The organism is Kiloniella sp. (assembly GCF_965205715.1).
Lineage (GTDB): Bacteria > Pseudomonadota > Alphaproteobacteria > Kiloniellales > Kiloniellaceae > Kiloniella.
In genome coordinates, this window is record NZ_CBDBHW010000013.1 from 707437 (window position 1) to 723756 (window position 16320).

A 16320-nucleotide genomic window follows, 5' to 3' on the forward strand; every position below is an offset into this window, starting at 1 on the left:
TGGATGATGCGGGAATAAAGCAGAACTGGCAGAAAATCTCAACCTTTAGAAAAGGTATTGTTCTTCTGGGTCATAATTCCTTGAATTACGTTTAGTGTAACAGAGGGGCGCTTATAGAAGAAAGAGAGCTTAAAGCCAGTATGAAAAAGGCTATTGTTCTTAGTCTGGCAGGCGAGAAAGCGTGCCCAAGTTTAACGCCAAGGTGAGATCCAAAGGCAATCAGAGGAGAAAAGGCTAATCCATAAAGCATGGGAGTGAAAATGCTGTCGCCAAGAACTAAATAAAGTACGATTGCGTTAATTGGAGCGCTGGCGAGGAAGCTGGCAAAAAGAAAACTGCGAATTTGTCCATTGGTCCATTTGTGTGCCATGACCCATAGCACGATAGGCGGTCCTCCGACGGCGATTAAACCTGCGCAATAACCGCTTGTTGCAAAAGCGATGAAGGACCAGAAGGGATGAAGTTTGTCTTTTGGCGAAGGGCGTATCGCAATTTGGATGATGACAATTGCTAGAATTAAGACGCCAACCAGCTGCTCAATCGCAGATTTTTCTATAGTAGTGCTTATGTAGCCGAGGGTTACGATTCCAAGGGGGAGCGTCACGTATCGAATAATGGATCCCTTGATAAGGGGTTCATATTGAATGTGATTGCGCAGCTTGATAACCCCAACGAGAAGTTGAGCCAGACCTGATGTTAACAAAAGCGGCACAGTTACTGTTAATTCTATTCCAAGCAAAGTCAGGAATGTCAGGGCAAAGAGACCAAATGCGAATCCGACTGCGCCCTGAATAAGGCTCGCTAAAAAAAGAATAATGGCGATATAGGGCAGTAGTTCTAGTGGCACAACTTTGCTTTCAATCTGTAATCAAAGAATAAATCGTCATCAGTAACTTTGGTGTTCCCAACCTTTGATTGGTTGGACCAATATATGTATGCTGATTTTTTCGCCGAATATACGGTTCAGATAAGTAGTAAGGTCTCGATAGATGAGGGTGCTCTGAAGCATTTTGTCGATCGGGTCAACTAATCTTGACCTTTATCGCTAAATGAACGGGACCACTTTATGCTCAATTCTCCACAAAGTTACCGAGGGATGGTCACATCACCACACCATCTAGCATCTCAAACGGGCCTCTCTGTCCTAAGAGAAGGCGGCAATGCAATTGAGGCCGCAGTGGCAATGGCAGCAACAATAGCGGTTGTCTATCCGCACATGAACGGAATAGGCGGGGATGCATTTTGGTTGATACATGAGCCGGGAAAAGAACCCGTAGCCATTGAAGCTTGTGGCCGTGCGGGGGCGAAAGCAACACCTGAATTTTTCCGAGACCGTGGACATGTTGAGACGCCACAGAACGGACCTCTTTCTGCAAATACCGTTGCCGGAACTGTTGGGGGCTGGGATCTGGCGCTCTCTAAGTCAGAGGAATGGGGACGAAAATTATCTTTGGAACGATTGCTGGAGGAGGCTGTTCATTACGCAGAAAAAGGATTCGCCCTTACAGAAGGTCATGAGGCTTCTCTCGCAAAAAGAAAAGCAATCGTTTCGAACCAGCCAGGTTTTGCCGAAGTTTATTTAAGCCGAGACGGGGGCGTGCCAAAGGCAGGTTCTCGACAGTTACAGCCTGCTCTTGCCAAAACATTGAGGAGGATGGGCAAGGTTGGTTTAGGGGATTATTACAGGGGAGATATCGCCAATAGCATATGCGCTGATTTGGCAAAATTAGATTCTTCCGTTGTCCTGGATGATTACAATGCCAATGCGGCAAAAGAAGTTAAGCCACTGAGTAGTCAACTTTCATGTGGAACGATTTATAATCTACCGCCGCCAACACAAGGTTTAACCACTCTGATGATTCTATCCATGTTTGATCGTATGGGTATTTCTAAGGCTGATGGATTCGAATACTTGCATGCAATGGTCGAGATTACCAAGCAGGCCCACATTGTCAGAGAACAGGAAATTGCCGCGCCTGAACGGATGGCTAAGAGAGCCGAGTCTTATTTAACTGAGGATGATTTGCGAGCTCGATTAAATAATATTGATGCGAACAAAGCTTTGCCTTGGCCTGTTGATCGACAGGAAGGGGATACTATTTGGTTGGGCGTTATGGATGGGCAAGGACGGTCCGTTAGTCTCATCCAAAGTACCTACAAACCTTTTGGATCGGGGGTTGTTCTGCCCGGGACGGGAATTGTTCAGCAAAACAGGGGGAGTAGCTTTTCGCTAAACCCGTCGGCTCCAAGGGCAATCGCGCCCGGACGGCAACCATTCCACACCCTTAACCCTGCAATGGCAGTTTTCAATGATGGCCGTGTCATGACGTTTGGTTGTATGGGAGGGGATGGTCAGCCGCAGACGTTGTCAGCTCTTTTTAGCCGTTATGCTCTCTTCTCTCAGGGATTGCAGGCGTCTATTACCGCGCCCCGCTGGTTTGTTGGTCGATGTGAGAAGGCTGATTTCACTGATGTTCAAGTCGAAGGGCGGTTTGACGACGCTGTCATAGCAAAGATGCAACAAGCTGGGCATGAACTTAGGGTGCTTGAAGGATTCTCCGAAGAAATGGGACATGCAGGAGCTATCGTTCGACATCCAGACGGCCGCCTTGAGGGTGCGACTGATCCCCGAAGCGACGGTGCGGTTGTTGGGTATTGATCGCTCGGGTTATAGAATTGGGCGTATTCTTATATTGTTGGTTTTAGGCATAAAAAAAGCGGCGCAATCTGCGCCGCTTTTTCTGTTCGTTTTCTGATTTTATCTCAGGTAAACGTGAACCTCAGGTACTTGCGCACCTGGATTGTTTGTCGATGACAATGAGACATGCGAAGCAGGGAGGCCGAGCTTTGTAAGTGAGCGCATGACATCCTCGCCATATTTACGAGACTTGCTGGTCGCAAGAGCAACTTCTGCCGAATTACCACGTGCAGGGGCCACTGTTACGAGATCAAAAGCTGAGCTCGGACGACGATCAAGAGCGCGGCTGACCGCAGTAAAGAGTGCCTGCTCGTAATTTACGTTTGGTTGATCGAAGCGAATGATTGCCAAAGGAGGCTGACGTCCGACCAGACCAGCTGGTCCTCCAGGTGGTGGAGGAACCGGAATACCAAATGTACGGTTGCCCAGATTACCGCCAATGAACTCACCATTATCAACGGCAACTTGAAGCGCTGTCAGATTTGTACGCTCAGCAGAGAAGTAATTCTGTGTCCGCGCGATGTCTTCTGTTAGCTCATTCATGAGGCGATCAAGAATAACAACGGTCTGATTGGCTTCATCTTCCAGAACAGAAAGCTGCCTGTGGTCCTCATCAAGAGCACCGCGCAATTCATAAGTTGCGCCAGCTGAATCAAGCACAAAAGCTGCTAGAGCAGAAGTAGCGGCTGATTCGTTAGACAAACTGTTCAGGTTGGTGATGCTTGCGCCAACCAATTCAAGTTCTTGTTGAGCCTTATTCCAGCCATTTACCATCTGGGGGTTACCCGGAGTGGTACCAACTTGAAGTCGGGTATTCATCGCTGCAATGATAGAGTGGTAGGTGCCCGCACTGCTGCGTGCATTATTACGCTGTGTTTGCAGGTTGTTATTGTGATGGATCAAACGTGCCTGAAGGCGAGATAAATCGCCTCTCAGTTCTTCAACCTTTTTGCCGACATGAGTTCCTGTCGGCTGCCCCGGTGTTACGCCAGGTGATTCGAAGATAGTTGATCCAAGTAGCGGTAAACCAGATGACACTTCAGACGAAGTCGTGATTGTGTCGGGCACGACTGGTGCTGCCGCAGTTGCAGCAGTCGCCGTTGCCTCTTCTGGCGTGTCTTCACCGACAATAGAAGGCCATAGGGCTTCTTCGGTGAAAGAGCAGCCGCTCAAGAACATAACCGTCGCTAAGACAGAAACGGTGTTACGCAAAACAGAGGATTTCATGGATCCCATAGAAAAGTCCGCACTGTTGATTGTGGCCAGCCAAGAAAACCTTATAAAATATCTACTTAAAGATTCGGGAAAAACGCCCCATAAGGTAGAAAAGTTGACCAACCCCCCAAAATACTAAGGCCAGATACTACTTGAACGGAGTCCGAGGGACAAGAGTTTTCCAACCATTGAATTGATAGATTGAGGCTGGAATAAAAAAAAATCAAAATATTCGATTTTGTGCTTGCGTACTTCAATAACCCGGAGTAAGTTCCGCCTCGTTTTCAGGGATCACCCTGGAGACACTTTGGAATGCACCCGTAGCTCAATTGGATAGAGCACTTGACTACGAATCAAGAGGTTTCAGGTTCGAGTCCTGACGGGTGCACCAATCCTCCCCCTATATATCAATGCATTAAGTGCTATAAGCGACGCCATTATTGATTTTGGCGTAAGACATTTTTGCACTGTTTTTGACTAGATTCTAGCTATTCAGTGGCTAACAGCATTGATTTTATTGGAAAAGTCTTTGATTTCGAATCAAGAGCTTATTAGAGCTTGATTGCTGTTTAAGAGGGGGATTAGTTTATATTTCAACTCTTCTTGGTGTCCATACGGCAGATAGATTATCCCATCTTGATCGGTGATCCTGATCTGGCAATGCTTTAAATTCTGGGAGAAACGTATTTTCCAGAGGTTTTAATTTCCTAAAAGCATCATCGAGCAATCTTCGGATTCTATTGTATTCAGTGTTTTTATCGCCATAGTTCGGGTGAGTTTTTAATGTTGTATGCTCATTGTGAAACTCTTTTTTCCACTTTTGAAATGTTTCCATATTTATTTGTGCGAGTTTCAAAAAATCATCACTTACAGGGTAAAGCTCAAACAAATCAGGGTAATCGTCTATTGCTTCATCAAATTCGCATGTAAAGTAGTGCGGCGCCCCCTTATACAAGGTGATACCTGTTAAAGGCCCATCATGGACATCCCAGACCATCAAAACTCGTTCGAACATTAGAGCTCCTAGAATATAATTTTTATCGAATCAGTGCGCAGAATCAGTGCCCCGTGGTGATCAAGGATACTAAGCTCTTTATTTAGTAAGTATAGTTTAAGGGGGATTTTCTGCTGTATTGAGAACTTTGAACTGGTGGGTATAAAGTTGTTAAATCAGCGGCACCCATTGATTAAACACATGGGGATGAAATTGGAAAAGTAAATTGAATGGTATAGTGCGTTCAAAGAAACTGCTGCGAGAAGACTGTATCCAACAACTCCGCCAATTTTAAATTCAATACATTCTTTTGATAAAAAGATAACTGCTATTGCGCTGCTCCAAGAACACCAAAATAACGCAGTATAAGTTATCGTAGTTACGTTCCATTGATATGCGTGAGTGGTTGGTCGTCCTGCACTTGTATAATAGCCACTGAGTTGTCCAAACAAAAAGAACCACTCTAATAGATACAGTATGGTGAGTAGAGTCGTGAGAAAATCACCATGTGGCTTTAAGCCGCTAAATTTAATCAGAACCATTTATGGCTACTTTTACAAAACATTTATTGCCCACTAAATTGAAAAGATATTGATATAACAACAGCGAAGATAGTGAGTGTTTTATCAGGCTTGGGAATGATGTCTAATGTGAGTTGCATAAGACAGAGGTTCGATCTTAAGGGCAAATTTATAGGCGACCGCGTCTCGTATTAATAAAGTGCGTAACTTCTGTTTAATATTTCACGCCTTTTAAGATCTTATTTGGGATGATTTTTTTTCAGTACGTAATACGCATGTTTTGAATTAAAGAGTACCCAGAAAGGAATTTATATCTTTTTCCTTATTTTATAAATTATGTGTCGTCGTGACCCTTGGTTCTAGGCGTTATCCACTTTAACTGGAAATCCCATTTATTTAGCGTAAAAATTATCCCTTTGGTTATTAAGCCTTTTTGTTTAATTGAGTGTTGGGTTATAAAAAGATGGTTAATGTGGGGTAGGTTAATCGATATTGATTTTCTTAAAATGAACCTGAGCGTTGCGGGGATGAGTTGTCAGCTTACGATCTTTCATCATTAGATATTATGGTCATCGATGATAATGTGCATATGTTGCGTATTATCAAGACGATCTTCATTTCCATGGGTATCTCACGGGTTCATTATCTCAGTAGCGTTAAAGAAGCAAAAGCCGAGCTATTCCATATTCAGCCTGATATTATCATTACCGACTGGGAAATGAGGCCAATTGACGGGCTAAGTTTTACGCGAGAGCTTCGCCGAGAGGGAGGGTATTTTAGCAGAGTTCCTATTATTCTTCTGACGGGCCACACTGAATATGAAAGAGTTATGGAGGCGATCCAATCTGGTGTGAGCTATGTTCTTGCGAAACCTGTCTCTATTGAAATTCTACACCGTAGGCTTTGCAGAATCGTTGATATCTCTTCAATGTCTGTCAGTGAATTCGATACTGCTGATGAAGAGTACCTTGAAATAGGTTGAGCTCCCCCAGATAAATCCCCTTATTGCTTTATTTATACCCAATAGCTGTAAATAGTTATAAAGGTCATAGTGGTGAATTGGCTGAAATTTTTGATTATTTGTAGGGTCGCATGACTGGAGTTTCCAATTTCTGGCGAGATAGAAGTGTTTTAATTACTGGTGGTGCTGGATTCATCGGCTCTGAAATTGTTCGTTCTCTCGCAAAATTAAAGCCGTCTCGAATAGTGATCTTGGACAAGATGACTTACGCTGCTGATACGAGGCGACTTGAGGGATTAGGTAATTCTGTTCAACTTGAAAAGGTTGCTCTTGAAGATTTGGAAGCGGTTCAAGCTGCCGTCTTCAAGGCAAAGCCTGATTGTATTATTCATTGTGCTGCAGAAAGTCATGTTGATCGATCTATTGATGGGCCGGCTTGTTTTGTTCAAAGTAACGTTGTTGGAACCTTTAATATTTTACAGGCTTCTCTCGACTACTGGGCAGAGCGTGGGAAGGATGATGGCTTTCGTTTTCTTCACATCTCTACGGATGAGGTTTATGGCTCGCTTGGGCAAGAGGGGCTTTTTACCGAGGAGAGCGCTTATAGCCCGAGGTCTCCATATTCGGCAACTAAAGCGGCTTCGGACCACCTTGTCAGAGCCTGGGTTCATACTTACGGATTTCCTGGGATCATTACAAATTGTGGAAACAATTATGGGCCTTGGCAGTTTCCAGAAAAACTAATCCCTTTAATGATCCTAGCCGCGAGAGATCAAAGACCTCTACCTATATATGGTAACGGCGATCAAGTCCGGGAATGGATTCACGTTAGTGACCACGTTCGAGGCCTATTGGCTGTTATTGAAAAAGGAACCGTTGGAGACACTTATCTAATAGGGTCTGGAGAAGAAAAGACCAATAGGGAAGTCGTTGAGACTATTTGTCAGCTTATGGATCGGCGCTTTCCAGATAGCCCTTTCCACGATCTCTTGATCGCGAATGTAGAAGATAGGCCAGGGCATGATCAAAGGTATGCCCTGGATACATCCAAAATAAAAAGGGAAACCGGGTGGTGTTCGCAGATATCTTTTGAGGAGGGCCTTTCTCGGACCCTTGATTGGTACCTTGATATGGAGCCATGGTGGCGAACCTTACAACCCAAATTAAATACAGGTGAACGTTTGGGGAGCCTAAAGAGATAATCAGCAGAAAAAATCTTTAGGCTGTATAGGTAAGTAAGGTCCCGGATGAGTTTTGTCGACGTTTATTAGGCGGGATCTGCCTCTTTCTCAGCCTTGTCTGAGAGCACGCGGCACAACATGCTTAATGCGTCTTGATACTTCTCATTTTTAATCCGGGAAAAGTTTCGCGCGATATCAAGGCACATTCTTTGCCTTTCTGTCATCTCATCCTCAGCTTTATCCAAACCTTCGTAGAAAAAATTAATCTCCACGCCAAGCACTTGAGATATTTCATATAATCTTCCCGCAGACACGCGATTGATGCCTCGTTCATATTTATGAGCTTGTTGGTAGGTTACGCCAATAAGGTCGGCAAGTTGCTGTTGGGTAAGACCCAGCATAGTTCTGCGTTCACGTATTCTTTGGCCGACGTGGCTTTCAATACGGTGTGTCTCTGATGTCAATTTACTCAACTTTACCACCATTGCTTAGCGTTGAACCGAGGAAGGATCGGTTTACAGTGTTTTTTGTGTGAAATACCGGGTTTTTAAGTTTTGTTCAATAGAGATTTAGAAAATTATTTTAATAATTCAATTAATATTTTAAATAATTTAAATTAACGTTTTGTTTACTAATTTTAATTGAAGTTAATTTTTGGTTAACACTAGCCAATATTAACTGGAGTCTTGGTGTCTACTTTCGCCATATGAGTTATTTTTAATCATTAACCTGTATTTAAATAGGTTTATTACTGTGTTGTTTTGTATTGCTTTCTTCATCACTTACATCAATAGGGTTTGTTGAGGGCGAAATAAGCGGCCATTTAAATTTTTGTTCTGTCTTGAGCCAAGTAAAGGATGAATATTGTTGGGAGATTCAGTATTCGTTAATGACTCAACGCCTATTCTTGGAACTGAATTTTTAAGATGAAATGTGACTCATTTTAATGTTGCCCAATCTTCAGGTAGGAGTTTGAAAGACCGTGCTCCGGTCCGCTCGAAATAACATAGATCTTTCTCAGCTAGACCAGATGACAACCGCATTGGAAGCATCTGGGGATGTCATGTACGAATGGGACTTGGCAACCGATAGCTTGATGTGGCTTGGTCGAGTATCCACGCTTTTGGGCTTGGAAAATAATCTCGTACCTTCATCAGGGGAGAACTTTCACAACCGCATTAATCCCGAAGACCTGCCGTCACGGATGCGTAACCTGACGGATCATTTCGCTGGTGAAGCCTATTATGATTGTGAGTATCGAGTCCGTGATGGCTCGGGAAACTTTCAGTGGGTTCATGATCGAGGGGCTGTAGAAGTTTCTTCCAGTGGCTCTCCTACCCGATTAACAGGGGTTTTGCGTCCCGTTACGATTAGAAAGCAGGCAGAGGCTAGATTGGAATACCTCGCCAGCTATGACGAGCTTTCGGGTCATTTCAATAAGTTGCGGCTTCGGGAATCTCTAGACTTCGCACTTGAACAAGCAATTCGTTATGACAACGAAGGTGCGTTTCTTGCTGTTGGTGTTGATCATCTTGGTATGATTAACACTGCATATGGCTTTGAGGCCGGGGACGCTGTTCTGGTCGAAGTTGGTGAACGTCTCGATAAGAGCATTCGTGGAGCAGATATTGTCGGCAGGCTCGGCGGCGACCGATTTGGCGTTATCATGAGCGTGGCGACCGTTGAAGAAGCTGATGCAATTTCAGATCGGATTCTACAAACGGTTAGGGAAACACCTTTCGAGGTAAATGGTGAGCGAATCTATGTAACGGTTTCTGTTGGTTTCGTTTTGTTTCCAGAGCAAACCAAAACGAGTTTCGATGCTTTTGCAAAAGCCGAAAGTGCGTTGCTTGATGCGAAATCAAATGGTCGCGACTGTGTGAAGCCTTATAAGCTGACAAGCGAGCAGTGCGAAAATTACCGTACTTCTATGGTCATTGGCGAAGAAGTGAAACTGGCACTAAAAGAAAGCAGGATTGCCTTAGCGTATCAGCCGATTGTTGACGCGCAGAGCAATGAGCTGGTTCTGGTTGAAGCACTTCTACGGATGTATGATCGGGACGGCGAAATTGTACCGGCAGGTAAGTTTATTCCTGTTGTCGAACAACTTGGGATGATGCGCGTTATTGATCGACGTGTTCTCGAATTGGCACTCGAGGATCTGGTGCGTTATCCGCACATTACGATGGCCTTGAATATATCTGGTTTGACTGCTTCTGATCGAAGTTGGCTCCGGGCACTGACATCAAAAGTAAAATCTCGTCCTGATCTTGCTGAAAGGCTGATTGTGGAAATTACGGAAACAGCGGCACTGCACGATTTAGAAGAGTCTGCACGCTTTGTTTCTGCGGTACGACAATTAGGTTGTAAGGTCGCGATTGATGACTTTGGTGCGGGTTATACAACGTTCCGTCATTTAAAAACCCTGACGGTGGATATAATTAAAATTGATGGCTCCTTCATTGCAGGAATACTTGATAATGAGGAAAACCAGATTTTTGTGCGGAATCTATTGGGCCTTGCTAAGGCGCTTAACCACACAACGATCGCCGAATTTGTCGAGACAGCTGAAGAAGCTGAATTCCTTGCAAATGAAGGTATAGATTTACTCCAAGGCTTCCATTTTGGAAAACCTGAGATTTCACCGGATTGGATCGTTGAGAAAAATCAAGAAGACAATACTGTTTTGTTTCCACAGCCCAAGGTTATTGCCTGTGAGTAGGTGGGACGTGTGAATGAACTGGAAAATAAAAAAGAGGCTTTCATTATTTGGAAAGCCTCTTTTTTTTACTTACTGGATTTTTTACTTAGTGCGTCTAGTTGCTTTTGCAGCTGCTCAACTTGTGTCTTGAGATCGCCTAGCCCCCCGCCTTCGGGTGGCGGTGTTTCGTTTGAAGATTTCTCAGGCTGTTTATCCGGGGCAGCAGGAGTGTCGCCAGCTTGAAAAGGAGATAGCATGCGCATTGCGTTTTCAAACAGAGCGAGGTTCTGTTTGTTCATCTCGTCCAAATTACCAAAGGGAAATATCCCGCCAAATGTTTCCTGTACGGACTGACGCATTTTGTCCTGATTTTCAGAAAATCCATCCATCATGTGTTCCAGGTATTTAGGAACGACCCATTGCATGGAATCGCCGTAAAGGCTGATTAGTTGCCTTAGAAAGGAGATCGGTAAGAGGTTTTGTCCCTTGCCTTCTTCTTCTACAATTATTTGGGTCAGAACAGAACGGGTGATATCATTACCTGATTTTGCATCATAGACGACAAAGTCAACATCGTCCTTTACCATCTGACATAGATGATCAAGTGTGACGTAACTACTTGTCGCAGTATTATAAAGCCGTCTGTTTGCGTATTTTTTTATGACGATTGCTTCGTCATTAGTCCCTGATTTTGAGGTCGCCAAGATCCTCGCCTCCAATGCTTATTATATATTGCCTGCTATTGCTGCCGGCTGAGTGATGTTTGTGCACTGCTTCTTAAATATTGCTGCGCTGCGATGGGGTATGTCAATGTAGAGTAGGTAAAACCTTCGAAAAAAGGGTGTTTTTTATCCAAAAATGCCTTTGCTTGTGCGAATATGGCATTTGGCGGTGCGATATTGGGCGAAATGAAATCGGGAACACACGCGTTGGAAGAAGAAAAGAAACTCGAAATGTTGGCCGAAGAATATCTGGATTTATGGATTTCGCATGTTTCAAAGCAAAACCTGATGCCATGGGATGGAGAGAATATTACGAGTCCTGAACTTCAGGGGCTGTACAGGCAATGGGAAGATTTTTATCATAAGCTAATCGATCCAAGTCAATTTTCCCCAAATCAATTGTCCCCAGATCGAATTTTTGGGGGTTTGGCTCCAACTGCTTCTCAAGAGGGCAAGGTTAAGTATGATGAAGAGGGTCGACCGCAAAATCAGTCCAGTTCCTCTCCCGTTTCACATGATGTCAGCTCTGATGAGCTTGCAGAGCTCAAAGCTCGGCTTGGGGCTCTTGCAAAACAAATTTCCGAACTCGAAGCAAAAAATCGAGATTCCGGAAAAAATGATGCTGGAGATATCAGAAAAACTAAGCGGTGAGGGGCAACTTGATTTTGCTCTGGCTCTTGAGCGATCCATCCAAAAAAAGTTCCGTTTATTCCAAAGTGGCATAGAGCGATACCAGCAATCTTCCTATCATCGCGTGGTGTGCGAAACGCCGGTAGTCTGGTCTCAAGGGACAGCTAGTTTGAGGGATTACTCCATTGAAGGGAATGGGTATCCCGTCTTTGTAATTCCTTCTTTGGTTAATCGTTATTACATTCTTGATTTAGGGGAAGAGAATAGTTTTCTCAGGTGGCTCGGACATGAAGGCTGGCGACCGTTTGTAATGGATTGGGGCGCACCTGGTGAGGCCGAAAAAGATTTCGGTTTGGAAGATTATATCTGTAAATATTTGAAACCTGCATTGAAACTCGTAAAAGAAAAAACGGGGCAGCCACCAATCGTGGTGGGTTATTGCATGGGGGGGACGCTTTCCGTCGCGCTTGCCCGTCTCTGTGAAAAAGATATTCGCTCTCTTGTATTAATGGCCAGCCCTTGGGATTTTCACGAAGGGCAAGATCGTAAGCAAGGAGCCTGGCTATCAAGTTTGTTACCCTTAATTGAGGCGCAAGGTGAGATGCCTCACGAACTCCTGCAAACTCTTTTTGCATCTTTAGATCTAACCTTGTCCCTAAGGAAGTTTACAGCCTTCACGCGCTTAAAAGAGGATAGCGCAGAAGCGAAAAATTTTGTGGCTTTGGAGGACTGGCTTAATGATGGGGTTGCTTTGACTGCGAATGTTGCCAAAGAATGTTTTGCAGGTTGGTATGGGGAAAACTCTCCCGGACAGAATAAGTGGGTTGTTGGGGGAGAAGTCATAAACCCAAAGGATTTAGATCTTCCGGCACTGTCTGTAATTTCAAGCCGAGATCGTATTGTTCCCTCAAAATCTTCCAACTCCTTAGCAAAAAAACTATCAAATGGCGCAATCTTCGAAACGCCTTTGGGGCATATCGGTATGATTGCTAGTCGCGGTGCACAATCAAAAATTTGGATACCAGTATCTGATTGGATGAAACAAATAGTTACATAAAATTGCAACATAATTTCAATTAACAAGGTTGCTTGTGATTTTATATGTCAAAAATTTGTAATATTCCCTTGATTTTTTCTCTCTAAGGTCGTTATGGTTCATTATTGATTTTTGCAGTGCAGCATAATGTTGTGCTGATTGAGTTGGGGCTCTCATGATCGAACTTGAATATCGGTTGCTTCAAGCTTTTGATCTGATCGACCTAATAGATAGGTAATTGAGATACAGCTTTTTGAAAGGTATCTGTAATGTCTGGTGTTGTAATTGTTGGGGCTGCCCGTACCCCCGTTGGCGCTTTTGGTGGCGGTCTTTCGACTGTGCCAGCTGCTGAACTTGGTACGGTAGCTATTCGTGAAGCGCTTACACGTGCAGGGGTCGCACCCGAAGACGTTGATGAAGTCATTCTTGGTCAAATTCTATCCGCTGGTGAAGGGCAAAACCCTGCGAGACAGGCCGCACTTGGCGCTGGGATCCCAAATGATAAAACTGCTTATCTTATAAATCAGATCTGTGGATCTGGCTTAAGAACCGTAGCCCTTGGGTATCAGTCGATAGCCCTTGGCGACGCAGACGTGGTTGTTGCTGGCGGTCAAGAGAACATGAGTTTGGCCCCACATGTGTCACACATGCGTAACGGAACTAAAATGGGTGATGTGAAGTTTGTTGATACCATGATCAAAGACGGTCTTTGGTGTGCAATGAACGATTACCATATGGGAAAAACAGCGGAAAATATTGCTGAACAGTTTGGTATTTCCCGCGAAGATCAAGATGCCTTTGCTGCAGCTTCACAGCAAAAGGCAGCAATTGCTCAAGAATCTGGAAATTTCAAAAACGAGATTGTTCCAGTAACTGTCAAAAGTCGTCGCAGTGAAACAGTTGTCGATGTCGATGAGCACCCCAAGCCCGGCACTACAGCAGAGGGCCTTGGTAAACTTCGCGCAGCATTCGATCGCGAGGGAACAGTTACCGCAGGCAATGCCTCTGGAATCAATGACGGTGCAGCAGCGGTCGTTATGATGTCCGAAGAAAAAGCCAAGGAAAAAGGCGTAAAGCCTTTGGCCAAAATCGTTTCCTGGGCCACTGCGGGTGTGGACCCGGCCATTATGGGGACTGGTCCTATTCCGGCTTCTCGCAAAGCGCTAAAAAAAGCGGGTTGGGAAATTGGTGATCTCGATCTGGTTGAAGCAAACGAAGCTTTTGCCGCGCAGGCAGTCGCGGTAAACCGCGAGCTTGGTTGGGATACGGATATCGTGAACGTAAATGGTGGCGCGATTGCTTTGGGGCATCCAATCGGGGCTTCTGGAGCGCGTGTGTTGGTTACGTTGCTTTATGAAATGGAGCGCCGGGATGCCAAAAAAGGTTTGGCAACTCTTTGCATTGGTGGCGGACAGGGCATCGCCCTGTGTGTCGAGCGCGATTAAGAAGATAGGGAGGCGGTCGATGAAAAAAGATAAAACAATCATCATTGACCGAAGCCTTTATAAACGGGTTGCCTTCGTCCGGGGGGCAGCCCTTTTTTGTGCGTTTGATTCTGTTCATCGTCCCTGACGTACGGAATCAAGTCACATACACGTTTGGGTTAAACCCTGAGAGACAACAAATAATGAAGGGAAACTATAATGTCTCGTGTAGCTCTTGTGACTGGGGGTACCAGAGGAATTGGTGCGGCCATTTCTATTGCCTTGAAAGAGGCCGGGTACAAAGTGGCGGCTAGTTATGCTGGGAATGACGAAGCCGCACAAAAATTTCGTGACGAAAACGAAATTGCCGTTTTCAAATGGGATGTTGCTGATTTTGATGAATGTCAGGCTGGCATTGATCGGGTTGAAAAGGAAATCGGCCCTGTTGATATCTTGGTGAACAATGCTGGTATCACACGCGATACGACATTGCACAAAATGGATCAGGCTAAGTGGCAGGCTGTGATCAATACCAACTTGGATTCTCTATTCAATATGACCCGTGGGGTTATTGACGGCATGAGAGAGCGTAAGTTTGGCCGGATTGTCAGTATTTCCTCTATCAATGGCCAAAAAGGACAGTTTGGTCAGGCAAACTATGCTGCTGCCAAGGCTGGAGTGATCGGTTTCACCAAATCGGTTGCACTGGAAAATGCCCGCAAGGGGATTACGGCCAATGTCGTTGCTCCTGGTTATATTGGCACCGAAATGGTCCGTGCGGTGCCAGAGGAAATTCTTAATACCAAGATCATTTCTCAAATTCCGGTGGGGCGTTTAGGCGAGCCGGAAGAGGTTGCTGATTGTGTTGCCTTCTTGGTCTCAGATAAGTCTGGTTTTGTTACCGGGTCGACGCTTACCGTAAATGGTGGTCAGTATATGGACTAAGTAACGCTAGTTTATATCAAGTTTATAAATACCCGCTGTGTCAGCCCTCTACTGATGCAGCGGGTATTTTTATGGAGAGAGCCATGTTTATGCCATAAACCAGGGATAGACACATCGCAATCTGGTTTATCCCCTTTTTGAGGAGTTTCAAAAGCGATGATTTCCTTCCCCGACTTAGTTATTTTTGACTGTGATGGTGTTTTGGTCGACAGCGAAGTTTTAGCGTCGCGGGTGGTGTCGGAAACCCTAGGTAAATATGGTGTTAATCTTAGTGCGCGGGAAGTGGCTGATAAGTTTGCGGGTTATACGGATGAAGCCATAAGAAATCATTTTTGTTCTAACTCTGAACATAAGTTGCCGGACAATTTTGCTCAGATTGTAGAAGAAACAACCATTTCATATATTCCCGAGCAGTTGAAGACTCTGCCCTATATTAAAGAGACACTCGCTAACATTCGGTATGACTTTTGTGTTGCTTCGAATAGTCGGACAAATCGACTTAACAGTGCAATTGATGCCACAGGTTTGAGCGAATTTTTTCCAAGTGAGAGGCGATTTAGTTCTTCATTGGTTCAGCACCCAAAGCCCGCTCCGGACCTTCATCTTCTCGCTTGCTCTCAAATGGGAGTTTCTCCCGATCAAGCTTTGGTAATTGAAGATACTTTTACAGGGGTGTCTGCGGCAGTTGCTGCGGGGATATCTGTGTTCGGCTTTGTTGGGGCGGAACATATAACAGATACGAAAGCACAATCGTCAAAATTGATAGACGCTGGCGCTATCGCCGTATTTGACGATATGCGCCAGCTTAATATCATGCTGCGTGATTATTCAGCAGCTTGAATCACCTGGGGCCCACCCTGGAGCGGCGAGTTCAAAACCCTCAAACTCAAATGCCGGTGCAACGGTACAACCAACGAGTGCCCACCCGTTTTCAGCGATAGCGGCTTGCCAGTATCCCTTAGGAATCACAAATTGTGGTGTTTGCCCGGCAAGTACATCTGGTCCCAAAGTAACGACCTGTTCTTGCTCTCCGCTGTGGCTTTTAAGAACCAAAGGGCTACCTGCGTACCAATGCCACATCTCTACCGCATCAATACGGTGCCAGTGAGAGCTCTGTCCCTCTTCCAACAGGAAGAAAATAGCGGTTTGGTCCCCCCGACCACCGTCATCTGAATTGTGGCGGTAGGTTTCTTTGTACCACCCACCTTCCGGGTGGGGTTGAAGCTGCAGTTTTTGGATGATTTCTTTGGCTGTTTGGTTCATTAAATTTAGCTTTTTCTGAAAGTTACGAG

At 44.9% G+C, this 16320-nt stretch carries 15 protein-coding genes and 1 tRNA gene; 10 read left to right on the forward strand and 6 right to left on the reverse strand.

Annotated elements, in window-relative coordinates:
- Window positions 1-91: 91 nt before the first annotated feature.
- Entirely contained in the window at window positions 92-847 is a 756-nt protein-coding gene (locus tag ACOGW3_RS14650) for a TSUP family transporter (protein WP_419903657.1), read from the reverse strand.
- A gap of 219 nt (window positions 848-1066) precedes the next feature.
- On the opposite strand from ACOGW3_RS14650, the gene ACOGW3_RS14655 reads away from it, so the two are divergent.
- A complete protein-coding gene (locus ACOGW3_RS14655) occupies window positions 1067-2659 on the forward strand; it encodes a gamma-glutamyltransferase family protein (protein WP_419903658.1) in 1593 nt (530 codons plus the stop codon).
- A gap of 99 nt (window positions 2660-2758) precedes the next feature.
- On the opposite strand, the gene ACOGW3_RS14660 is transcribed toward ACOGW3_RS14655, so the two are convergent.
- Window positions 2759-3925 (reverse strand): hypothetical protein, encoded by a 1167-nt coding sequence (locus tag ACOGW3_RS14660; protein ID WP_419903659.1) that lies wholly within the window; start codon window positions 3923-3925, stop codon window positions 2759-2761.
- 302 nt (window positions 3926-4227) lie between these two features.
- On the opposite strand from ACOGW3_RS14660, the gene ACOGW3_RS14665 reads away from it, so the two are divergent.
- Window positions 4228-4304: transfer RNA gene (locus tag ACOGW3_RS14665), tRNA-Arg, on the forward strand.
- A 195-nt stretch (window positions 4305-4499) separates the two neighbouring features.
- Here ACOGW3_RS14665 and ACOGW3_RS14670 read toward each other — a convergent pair.
- Window positions 4500-4928, reverse strand: coding sequence for a hypothetical protein (locus ACOGW3_RS14670; RefSeq protein WP_419903660.1), 429 nt, complete (start codon window positions 4926-4928; stop codon window positions 4500-4502).
- A 1032-nt stretch (window positions 4929-5960) separates the two neighbouring features.
- Here ACOGW3_RS14670 and ACOGW3_RS14675 point away from each other — a divergent pair.
- Together ACOGW3_RS14675 and rfbB are read left to right on the forward strand one after the other, a co-directional pair.
- Window positions 5961-6410, forward strand: coding sequence for a response regulator (locus tag ACOGW3_RS14675; protein ID WP_419903661.1), 450 nt, complete (start codon window positions 5961-5963; stop codon window positions 6408-6410).
- A 110-nt stretch (window positions 6411-6520) separates the two neighbouring features.
- Entirely contained in the window at window positions 6521-7591 is a 1071-nt protein-coding gene (gene rfbB / locus ACOGW3_RS14680) for a dTDP-glucose 4,6-dehydratase (protein ID WP_419903662.1), read from the forward strand.
- 65 nt (window positions 7592-7656) lie between these two features.
- Here rfbB and ACOGW3_RS14685 read toward each other — a convergent pair whose 3' ends face one another.
- The gene (locus tag ACOGW3_RS14685; protein ID WP_419903663.1) at window positions 7657-8043 is read right to left on the reverse strand and encodes a helix-turn-helix domain-containing protein; all 387 of its coding nucleotides are present in this window, start codon (window positions 8041-8043) and stop codon (window positions 7657-7659) included.
- Window positions 8044-8552: 509 nt separating this feature from the next.
- Between ACOGW3_RS14685 and ACOGW3_RS14690 the strand changes: the two genes are divergently transcribed.
- Window positions 8553-10292, forward strand: coding sequence for a putative bifunctional diguanylate cyclase/phosphodiesterase (locus tag ACOGW3_RS14690; protein WP_419903664.1), 1740 nt, complete (start codon window positions 8553-8555; stop codon window positions 10290-10292).
- 65 nt (window positions 10293-10357) lie between these two features.
- Here the strand turns inward: ACOGW3_RS14690 and phaR are convergent, their stop codons facing one another.
- On the reverse strand, window positions 10358-10975 hold the full coding sequence (phaR, locus tag ACOGW3_RS14695; RefSeq protein ID WP_419903665.1) for a polyhydroxyalkanoate synthesis repressor PhaR: 618 nt from the start codon (window positions 10973-10975) through the stop codon (window positions 10358-10360).
- A gap of 225 nt (window positions 10976-11200) precedes the next feature.
- Between phaR and ACOGW3_RS14700 the strand changes: the two genes are divergently transcribed.
- The 5 genes from ACOGW3_RS14700 (at window position 11201) to ACOGW3_RS14720 (ending at window position 15868) form a co-directional block, all read left to right on the forward strand.
- Entirely contained in the window at window positions 11201-11644 is a 444-nt protein-coding gene (locus tag ACOGW3_RS14700; protein ID WP_419903666.1) for a hypothetical protein, read from the forward strand.
- Window positions 11559-12680 (forward strand): alpha/beta fold hydrolase, encoded by a 1122-nt coding sequence (locus ACOGW3_RS14705; RefSeq protein ID WP_419903667.1) that lies wholly within the window; start codon window positions 11559-11561, stop codon window positions 12678-12680. The genes ACOGW3_RS14700 and ACOGW3_RS14705 overlap by 86 nt, the downstream gene beginning before the upstream one ends.
- A gap of 248 nt (window positions 12681-12928) precedes the next feature.
- Complete coding sequence (locus tag ACOGW3_RS14710) at window positions 12929-14104, forward strand: acetyl-CoA C-acetyltransferase (RefSeq protein ID WP_419903668.1); 1176 nt, start codon at window positions 12929-12931, stop codon at window positions 14102-14104.
- Between the two features lie 198 nt (window positions 14105-14302).
- Complete coding sequence (gene phbB, locus ACOGW3_RS14715) at window positions 14303-15028, forward strand: acetoacetyl-CoA reductase (protein WP_419903669.1); 726 nt, start codon at window positions 14303-14305, stop codon at window positions 15026-15028.
- Window positions 15029-15184: 156 nt separating this feature from the next.
- On the forward strand, window positions 15185-15868 hold the full coding sequence (locus ACOGW3_RS14720) for an HAD family hydrolase (protein WP_419903670.1): 684 nt from the start codon (window positions 15185-15187) through the stop codon (window positions 15866-15868).
- Here ACOGW3_RS14720 and ACOGW3_RS14725 read toward each other — a convergent pair.
- Window positions 15857-16291, reverse strand: coding sequence for a cupin domain-containing protein (locus ACOGW3_RS14725; RefSeq protein WP_419903671.1), 435 nt, complete (start codon window positions 16289-16291; stop codon window positions 15857-15859). The genes ACOGW3_RS14720 and ACOGW3_RS14725 overlap by 12 nt on opposite strands.
- Window positions 16292-16320 lie beyond the last annotated feature (29 nt).

What these genes read in the sequence shown, in the direction of transcription:
- ACOGW3_RS14710 (WP_419903668.1), top strand. Translation starts at nt 12,929, where the DNA reads ATGTCTGGTGTTGTAATTGTTGGGGCTGCCCGTACCCCCGTTGGCGCT.
- rfbB (WP_419903662.1), top strand. Translation starts at nt 6,521, where the DNA reads ATGACTGGAGTTTCCAATTTCTGGCGAGATAGAAGTGTTTTAATTACT.
- ACOGW3_RS14670 (WP_419903660.1), bottom strand. Translation starts at nt 4,928, where the DNA reads ATGTTCGAACGAGTTTTGATGGTCTGGGATGTCCATGATGGGCCTTTA.
- ACOGW3_RS14655 (WP_419903658.1), top strand. Translation starts at nt 1,067, where the DNA reads ATGCTCAATTCTCCACAAAGTTACCGAGGGATGGTCACATCACCACAC.
- ACOGW3_RS14660 (WP_419903659.1), bottom strand. Translation starts at nt 3,925, where the DNA reads ATGAAATCCTCTGTTTTGCGTAACACCGTTTCTGTCTTAGCGACGGTT.
- ACOGW3_RS14725 (WP_419903671.1), bottom strand. Translation starts at nt 16,291, where the DNA reads ATGAACCAAACAGCCAAAGAAATCATCCAAAAACTGCAGCTTCAACCC.
- phbB (WP_419903669.1), top strand. Translation starts at nt 14,303, where the DNA reads ATGTCTCGTGTAGCTCTTGTGACTGGGGGTACCAGAGGAATTGGTGCG.
- ACOGW3_RS14720 (WP_419903670.1), top strand. Translation starts at nt 15,185, where the DNA reads ATGATTTCCTTCCCCGACTTAGTTATTTTTGACTGTGATGGTGTTTTG.